This is a genomic window from Dinghuibacter sp. (assembly GCF_035492835.1).
Taxonomy (GTDB): Bacteria; Bacteroidota; Bacteroidia; order Chitinophagales; family Chitinophagaceae; genus Dinghuibacter.
In genome coordinates, this window is sequence record NZ_DATJIY010000257.1 from 1 (window position 1) to 8594 (window position 8594).

Consider the following 8594-nt stretch of genomic DNA (forward strand, 5'->3'; position numbering starts at 1 on the left):
CCCGTTTTTGCGAAACGTTTCGCAAAAACGGGATAAAAGAGGCACTCCACCCCGCTCCCATTCCGGGCACTTCACGAAACGCTTATGAAACAGGCGAGACGCGCTATCTAGACCTTCTTTATATTCAACTCCGACACAATATTCGGCGCCCCCCCCAGCTTATCGATACACCACAGCACATAGCGGATATCCACGCATATCGTCCGGTTATACACCGGATCGAACGCGATCTTATGCGACAACGCCTCATAGTTCCCGTCGAACGCCAGCCCGATGAGCTCACCCTGGGCATTCAACACCGGTGAACCGGAGTTCCCCCCGGTGATGTCGTCGGTCGTGATGAAGGTGACGACCATGTCGTTCTTGGCTAAATCTTTATAAACCCCATAATCGTGCGCACGTGCCAGGTCCAAAAACTTCGGCGGCAGGTCGAATTCATAATCGCCGGGGACGTATTTTTCCAATACCCCTTTCATCGTACACGCATAGTCGTAGTGCACCGCGTCGCGGGGATTGTAGGATTTGACGTTGCCGTAGGTGACGCGCATAGTGAAGGTGGCGTCGGGGTACATGGGTTTGCCGGGGTTTTGCTCCATGACGCCCTTCAAGTACACACGTCCGAGGTCGTTGATGGAGGCGTTGAACTGCGTGTACAGCGGCGCGTAACGTTGGGTGTAGCTGCGGATAAAGGAAGCGGCGGCGGCATAAGCGGGATCGCCCTGGAGGACGGTGGCGTCGGGGTTGGCCACGAAGGCCTTCCACTTGGTGTCATTCAGTACAAACGTATTGCTAAAAACAGAGGAGACGTAGGTTTGGTAGGTCGACGCTGTTTTCAAATCGCCATATTGCTTCAACCCCTCGAAGAAGCCTACCGGTTGCTGGTCGTGGGGAATATCCGTATAGTACATCTGGAGCATGGCCGCCAGGATCTTCATATCGCTGGGCATATCCTCGTCCTTCAGGAACGCCGCACGAGCCTTGTCGGCGGCGGCCAATGCCTGACGCGCAACAGCCTCCTTGCCCGGCGTGACCATGGCGATCTCCACCTGGATGAGCGACGCGCAGAACTGCATCAGCGTCGAACCGAGGATGCCCTCGTTCAGGTACACACGCCCTTTGGCGTACGGCGTCCAGGCGGCATAGGCACGGGCGTAGTCCTTAAAGAGCGATGCGTATGCGGGCTTGGACGCCGCCCACGCGGAGAACTGGTCTTCAAAAGTCTTTTTTTGCCCATAGACATCATACTTGAGCAGCTGTTTGCGTTCCCCATCGAAGAATTTCCAATAGTTGGCGATCGATGCATAGCTGGAAGCCAGCTTGAGCCGGACGGCGGGGTCGGTTTTCATCCGGTCCATCATCAGGCGGAGACGGGCGTCGCGCAGCGAAACGATGGAAGGATCGAAAATATCCGTCTCGTACTTGACACCGAAAGAAGTCTCGTACCGGTTGGTGCTCCCGGGATAGCCGAAAATCATCGCGTAGTCGCCTTCCTTGACGCCTTTTAACGAAACGGGCAGCGAATAACGCGGCTTGAGCGGGATGTTGGAAGGATCATAGTCATTGGGTTTCCCGTCGTGGGTCGCGTAGACCCTCCAAACCGAAAAATCGCCGGTATGCCGGGGCCACTCCCAGTTGTCGGTATCGCCGCCGAACTTGCCCACGCTTTCCGGGGGGATACCCACGAGGCGGATATCGGTATAACGCGTATAGATGAAAACGATGAACTGGTTCCCCTTGAAAAGCGGACTCACCATGGCTTCCACGTGTATGGCAGGATTGGAGTAGCGCGCCGCAATGTCCGCGAGGACCTGGGTCTGTTTGGCCGCCCTGTCCGCGGCCGACAACCCTTGCAGTTGAGCCTCGACGGAAGCCGTCACGTCCACGACGGAATCGAGAAACCTCACCGAAAGCCCCTGACCGGGCAGCTCCTCCTGGAAGTTATGGGCGTAAAACCCGTCGTGGAGATAGTTGTGCTCTACGGTGGACAGCGAAGCGACGGCGTCGTAGCCGCAATGGTGGTTGGTAAAGATCAACCCCTGCCCGGACACGATCTCACCGGTGCACCCGTTTCCAAAGATGACGATGGCGTCCTTGATGGAGGGCTTGTTGATGGCATAGAGCTGGTCCTTGGTGAGCTTCAGGCCTTTTTTGACCATGTCGTTATAGACCTGTTGGCCGAGCAGCATGGGCAGCCACATGCCTTCGTCCGCGTAAGAACGAAAGAGCACCAGGAGCAGGGCAAGCAATAGTGCGATTTTTTTCATGGATTATGCGGAGTTTGTTGATGATGCGGTGCTGGTTATAAAGTTACGTCGTACTCGTTCTCCCAGCCGTTCCCCCGGATCTTGATCTTGGGGACCTTGGGCGTAACGACGATTTCCGGCTGCCGGTGGACGCCAAAGAACGACCCCGGATCCCAGGTGCCGTTCTGGTTGGTGTCGTAGAGCACCCGCAGCTCGTATTCCCCCGGGGGATACAGGTCCCTCGTGAGCGTGGGACCTGTCACCGCCATGCTGTCGACGACCTTGTCGTTCTGCACCCATTGAAGGACCGGGTGTTTGGCCAGGTCGAAGTTGTGGAACCGCAGCACAAAGCTGCCATACTCCGATTCCCGCTTGGTGGCGAAGGTGATCGTGTCCGATTTGAGGACGGTGACGCCGGTCGTGTCGGTGCCGAAGGTCTTACCGATGATCAGCTTGTACACGGAGTCCTCGTGCCAGTGATACCGGAGTCCGTATTTCAGGTGGTTCGTATCGGTGTTGATAAAGACGAAGGGTAGCCGCACAAAATTGGTGTCGGTGAGCTGCAGCTGCGTGGAATCCAGTTTGCCGATCGGCACGTCGTATTGGAAGTAAAGCGGCGTGAGCAGGTCCTGCTTACCCCCCTGGATGATCACACTGAGGTGCAGCTTGTGCTCCTTTTTTTCTTCCTTCTTGGTCGTCTTCTTGGTTGTAGTCGTCGTCTTTGGTTTGGGTCCCTCCTCGGCGTATGCGTACATCACCAGCGAATCCGCCGGCGGCGTAAAGTGGGTGACCGTAATGTGGCGATCGTAAAAGGCGAAGAGGCTGGACTTGTCGTGGTATTTGTGATCGCCGGCATCCTTGAGCGCGTAGACCGAGTACTCACCGGTCGCGATGTTTTCGAACAGGAACCGGCCCGCGGAATCCAGCCGCGCAAAGTACCGCGGCGTCTCCTTGGCGACGGCCGAGTCGTCGGAGTGCCGGTGCAGGACGACCATCAGCGTGGAATCGATCTTGTTGTTCCGCGCCAGGCGCACCCGACCGCGCAGCGAGCCGCTGTCCAGGTATCCGCCGGTGGAAAAAATATAGGTGAAGTTCTTCAGGACGTTGCCCTCGTTGACGTCTTTGACCCCCTTGCCAAAGTTCAAGGTGTACGTGGTCCCCGGTTCGAGCGTGTCCTTCATCCGGATGGTCATCCCCTTATTGTCCGGCGTCAGCTCCACGATCGGCTGGACCTTTACATAGGGGTTCACCAACAGGTTCTGGGGGACGTTGTCGAGCTGGATATGCTCGTCGAAGCCGATGACGATCTTCAGCCCCGTGAGGGGTTCGTGAAGGGAGGAATCCCTGGGCACGGCCTTGACCATGACGGGCGGAAGACTGTCCCTGGGACCTCCGGAAGGCGGTACGATCCGGGCGCAGCCGTAGGGCACGGAAAGCAGGGCCACGAAGCCCAAAACACACAAGACCGGGATGATAAAACGCATAATTGTGGCAAACCTAAGGCTTATCCTCTAAAAGTAGTGCTAAGATTCGTCGTGCTCCTCGTCCATAACCTCGTGGAGGGCGACCGCCAGGCGGTTCTCCTTGACGAAGTTACACCAGTGGCAATCCGGCTTGCCGCAGCCGGTATAGAAGTCCCGGGCCTGGATGCGTTCCCACACCTTGCGAACCTGGCTTTTAACCGTGGCGATGTCGGCGGGGGTTATGGGTACCTTGCGGCGGACGTAGTTCTTTTTCGCATCCGGCTCGACGAATTCGAATTCGGTCGATATCACCTCCCAGTTGCTATGGGTGGAGTTGTCCAATAATATTTTATAAAAAACGGCCTGTCTCCAGTAGTCGCCCCCCTCGGGCATCTTGTCGTTCGGCGCCTTTAGCTTGGGGAGCGCCTTGTCGGGGTCACCCGTTTTATAGTCCACGACATTAACCTCCCGCCCGGTGAATTCCAGCTTGTCGAGCTGTCCCTTCAACGGGATCTCATCCATGGCGGCCTTGACGTTTAATTCCACCAGGGTTACCGTTGGCCAGGTTTGCACATACGTGTCGTAAAAATTCCCCAGCACCTCGTGCCCGTACTCGGTCCGGCGGGCAAAACCTTCCCGGGTAAAGCTTTCCCGGTGACGTACCAGCCACCAGTCGAAGTCCCGGAGGAAGTCGGCGCGCGACGGAAAGGTCCGCTTATCGGCAGACCCCTGCATCTTTTCGAACAGCCTTCTCAAGGCAAAGTGCGCCGCCACGCCGAACTCGGCCGCTTCCGACTTACCCGAAGGGATGCGGATGAGGCTTTGATAGTAGAACTGGAGGGGACAATAGAGGTAATTGTTCAGCGCCGTCACGTTCATCACGAATCGGTCCAGCAACGGCTGGAGGAAGGTCTCTTCGACCGCCGCTATCTCCGGCGCCAGCCCCTCCTGGTAGTGCAATGCCTGGAGGTCCATCAGGGCTTCTTCCGGGACCTCGATCACTTCCACGGGCAACGGGTCGCGCTCCAGGATCTCTTCGATAAAAACCGTCCGTTCGAGCTCCTTGCCGTCCATGCGGTACCGAGCCCAGGAAAGGCGAAGGAATACCTCGGCACGGGTCACAGCTACATAGAACAGCCGTCTCAGCTCTTCTTCTTCGCTCCCCTTTTCGGCCGTCCGGAAAACGGTTTTGGGCAACAGATACCCCTTCGATGTCTTGCGCTTGCCCTCCCAGTATTCCTTGTTACAACCCGCCAGGAAAACCCAGCGGAATTCCAGGCCCTTGCTGCCATGGGCGGTGAGCAGGTTCACGCCCTGATCGTTGCCCTCCAGTTGGGTGATGGAGATGGGCAGTCCGTTGGAGGCCATGAGGTCGATGACCTCGATCAGGTCGCGGAGCGTCATGTCCTGGTTCCGCTGGTTCTCTTCCTTGATGAAATCGAACAACGCGGTTAGGACCTGCATCAGCCATATCTTTTCACTGGAACCGACGATGTAGGAAAGGACGCCGCCCTCCCGGATCACCCGCTCGAACACCTGTTGGAGCGTCAGCTGGTGTATATCCTTGAGCGCCTGCTCCAGGAAGCCGGATACCTTCCGGATGCCCGGGTTCACCGGCGGGGTAAACAGGTCGGCCGGGACCGACTTCGCACGCTCGTAGAGGTGCTGGCGTAGCGAATAGGGCTCTTTGTACTGGCGCTCGGTGACGGCCACGCTCATGCGCGCGATCTCCATCGCGCTGATGTCGTAGAAGGGGAAGTGCAACAGGTCGAACAGGTAGGTATCTCCACTAAAGGGCAGCTCCGTTTCGGCGTCCAGGAAACGCAGGAGGGTAATGAGGTTCCGGGCGAACGGTATTTGCAGCAGGTTGAGCTTCCGCTTGGCGTAAAAAGGGATCTGCCGCAGCTGCAGGACCTTCGCCAGCTCGTCGCCGAACCGGTTTTCGCGGTAAATAACGGCGATCTGCCGGGGCGATGCGCCACCCGAAATGAGGGCGGCGATCTGGTCGGCTATACCCGCCAGCTCGTGCCGCATGCTCAGGTATTCGTGGAACAGCGGCGCTTCGCCGGTCCGGTCGGGGTTCGCGCTCACCAACGTTTTGCTGAGCCCGGGCAGCTTCGCCACCAGGCGCTCCTGGTTCCGTCCGATCAACGACTCAGCGGCATTCAGGATCGGCTGGGTCGAACGATAGTTCCGGGTCAGCATCACGATGACCTCCTCAAAACTATCCTTTGCGCGCTCCCGCACGAATGCCTCCATATTCTCGAGGTTGGCGCCCTGGAACCTGAATATGGATTGGTCGTCGTCCCCCACAACGAATATATTCGGGTTTTCCCAATAGCTGATCAGCAGCTCTATCAGGTTATTCTGGCTGTTGCTGGTATCCTGGTACTCGTCCACCAGGATGTATTGGAACCGCTCCTGGTAGTCCGCCAGCAGGTTGGCGTTTTCCTGGAAAGCCCGGTTCACCCAGTTGATCATGTCGTCGAAGTCATACCGGTTCGCCCGCCGCATGGCCTCCTGGTAACGGTCGAATTCCCTGACCGCCGCCCGGGTTCGCTCCATACGATCCAGCTCGGTATAGTAGTCCGGTTTCTTATCGCCCTTTTCCCATTTTCCTTTTCGTGCTGTCTTATACAGGAACGATTCATCCGTTTCCATGTCCCCTATATGCTGGTCGATTTTCGCCTCCAGGTATTCCGGGGTCCAGTTTTCCCGTTTCATGACCGAAAACAACCGCTGCAGGTTGTCCATCTCATAGTAGACGTCCCCGCGGTAGCGCTTCAGCGGGTTTCCCTTGGGGAACTGGTCGATCAGCTTTTTGAGGATTTCGATGCGCTCCAGGTCGCTGACCGGATCCATCGACTGTTTATCGAACAGGGAGAGGTTCTGTTGTATGATTTCATTGCAAAAGGCGTGGAAGGTAAATATCTGGACCTTGTAGGCATCCGGGCCGATAAAGCTCAGAAGCCGGCGTCGCATCGCTACGGCGCCCGCGTCCGTATATGTCATACACAATATATTTCCCGGCCCCGCGTCCGTCTCCAGCAGTATCTTGCCGATCCGCGCCCCGAGGATCTGGGTCTTGCCCGTCCCCGGCCCCGCTATCACCATCACCGGTCCCTCGATCTTGTCAACCGCCAACCGCTGTTCAGGATTTAAGCCCCGGTATACTTTTTGAAATTCTTCAGACATATTGAAATTCTTCAGACAGAGCGCTAAAGTAATTAGAAATTCCGGAGGCGTGGAAATGGTCGACAGGGTACAATCTGCGCTTCATTGATGGACCGCCCCTGCGTTCCCGAGCGTTACGTTAAAAAAAACATAAGGCCTTATGAAATCCGCGTAATTTTCCCTAGCTTAACATTCACTAGCGACTTTTGCCCGTTTTTAAAATCCTTCAAACAACCCCGGAAGATTTTTCGGGGTTTTTTAGATTTTGGGGAGAATTACCAGTTTGTGGTATTGCGGGTCCGCCGGACAGTAGGTACCTTTGTGGCTGAAGCCCTGTCTTTAATGTTGATGACAACTTGGTGAAAAACACCTCGCTACACCTTTGATCCGTGCCCTTTCATCACGGAGATCGTCAATCCCAATATTCGATCGGTACTCTTTTTGCAATCATTCGCCCCTCACCACCACACGTATCGGTTATCCCTGGCCGTTGCTAACTTGTGCCGTTATGTTTCCGGGTATTTGCGCCCCGCGGCGCTTAACCCGGTATGCGGCTGATGTACTTCTCGATCTGCTTGATCTGATCGACGATCTGGGGCGTCGAGGGCTTCAACGCCTTCGCTTTCCGGAAATAATCCTTTGCTGCCCTGAACTCCCGCTTGGTCATCATGATCGAGCAGAGCTGCAGGTATGCCGCGGCCTGATTCTCTTTGTCCGGGAGGCCCTTTTGCAGCGCCTGACGGATATAGCCTTCCGCCTTGCGGATTTCGTTCTTTTGCATCGCCAGCATACCCATCTGTAACAAGCTGGCCCCCTCCGCCTCTTTCATCGGCATGCCGAGGTCGAGGCCCTTCTTCATCATCTTTTCCGCGTTGTCGAAGTCCTGGTTCATCATCGCCACATTCCCCTTCAGGGTATAATACACGGACCGCACCGGCTTGATTAGGAGCCAAGGGAACTTGATGGAGCTCAATACCTTATTGGCGCCCTCCATGTCCCCGTTCTCGATGTATTCCTGGACCAGCCGCATCGGCCCGATCAGGAAATGCCCGAGGATACAAATCAACGCCAGGAAGTACAGTACAAATGCCGGCCAGAACCCACTCGACAGATTCACCCCCACCGCTGCCAACAGGAGCACAATCCCCAGCGCCAGCCGGTACCGCACGAACATATTAAGCCATTTCATAAATTGTCTATTTGCCGCGGACCCCCGGCCCGCCTTTAGAATGTTTTAGAAAGCAGCAAAGATAACGGTAGAATACTGTATTTTTGCGGCAAGTTTAAAGGGGCGTAGCCCCTTTTTTGGCCTCGTAGTTCAATGGATAGAATAGAAGTTTCCTAAACTTTAGATACAAGTTCGATTCTTGTCGGGGCTACACTCTCATTTAACCCGTCGCGGCGAAGCGGGTTTTACATTAAGGCGATTCTCATGCCGTACCCGCCGCCAATAAGGCCAGCGCGACGCGCCAATTGATCGTTAGTATACATTAATGAGAAAATCCATTCCTCTGTTACTACTGCTGTTCCTGGCGGGAAGCTGGCTGGTCTTATTTTGCAACCAACCGATAACGATGACCAACGACTCGGACGGCTACTTGTCGGACGCCCGGAACCTCTTCAACCCGGCCTACCAGGCATTCCGGCCGTTTCTTTACCCGTTCTACCTGCGGCTGGTCGGTACGCTGGGGCTTAAAATGAGCGTGGTGGCTTA

At 56.1% G+C, this 8594-nt stretch carries 5 protein-coding genes and 1 tRNA gene; 2 read left to right on the forward strand and 4 right to left on the reverse strand.

Features of this window, described 5'->3' with window-relative positions; genetic code table 11:
- Window positions 1-107: 107 nt before the first annotated feature.
- From VL547_RS22705 to VL547_RS22720, 4 genes are all read right to left on the reverse strand, one after another.
- Window positions 108-2264 (reverse strand): S46 family peptidase, encoded by a 2157-nt coding sequence (locus VL547_RS22705; RefSeq protein ID WP_325582303.1) that lies wholly within the window; start codon window positions 2262-2264, stop codon window positions 108-110.
- 35 nt (window positions 2265-2299) lie between these two features.
- Window positions 2300-3727: an Ig-like domain-containing domain gene (locus VL547_RS22710; protein WP_325582305.1), complete on the reverse strand. Its 1428-nt coding sequence runs from the start codon at window positions 3725-3727 to the stop codon at window positions 2300-2302.
- A 39-nt stretch (window positions 3728-3766) separates the two neighbouring features.
- Complete coding sequence (locus VL547_RS22715) at window positions 3767-6901, reverse strand: ATP-dependent DNA helicase (RefSeq protein ID WP_325582307.1); 3135 nt, start codon at window positions 6899-6901, stop codon at window positions 3767-3769.
- Window positions 6902-7418: 517 nt separating this feature from the next.
- Window positions 7419-8069 carry a hypothetical protein gene (locus tag VL547_RS22720; protein ID WP_325582309.1) on the reverse strand — a complete coding sequence of 217 codons (651 nt, stop codon included), beginning with the start codon at window positions 8067-8069 and terminating at the stop codon, window positions 7419-7421.
- Window positions 8070-8187: 118 nt separating this feature from the next.
- Between VL547_RS22720 and VL547_RS22725 the strand changes: the two genes are divergently transcribed.
- Both VL547_RS22725 and VL547_RS22730 read left to right on the forward strand, forming a co-directional pair.
- A tRNA-Arg gene (locus tag VL547_RS22725) sits at window positions 8188-8259 on the forward strand.
- Between the two features lie 114 nt (window positions 8260-8373).
- Window positions 8374-8594, forward strand: a 221-nt coding sequence (locus VL547_RS22730) for a hypothetical protein (protein ID WP_325582311.1), incomplete at its 3' end; no start/stop codon positions are given.

What these genes read in the sequence shown, in the direction of transcription:
- VL547_RS22710 (WP_325582305.1), bottom strand. Translation starts at nt 3,727, where the DNA reads ATGCGTTTTATCATCCCGGTCTTGTGTGTTTTGGGCTTCGTGGCCCTG.
- VL547_RS22715 (WP_325582307.1), bottom strand. Translation starts at nt 6,901, where the DNA reads ATGTCTGAAGAATTTCAAAAAGTATACCGGGGCTTAAATCCTGAACAG.
- VL547_RS22705 (WP_325582303.1), bottom strand. Translation starts at nt 2,264, where the DNA reads ATGAAAAAAATCGCACTATTGCTTGCCCTGCTCCTGGTGCTCTTTCGT.
- VL547_RS22720 (WP_325582309.1), bottom strand. Translation starts at nt 8,069, where the DNA reads ATGAAATGGCTTAATATGTTCGTGCGGTACCGGCTGGCGCTGGGGATT.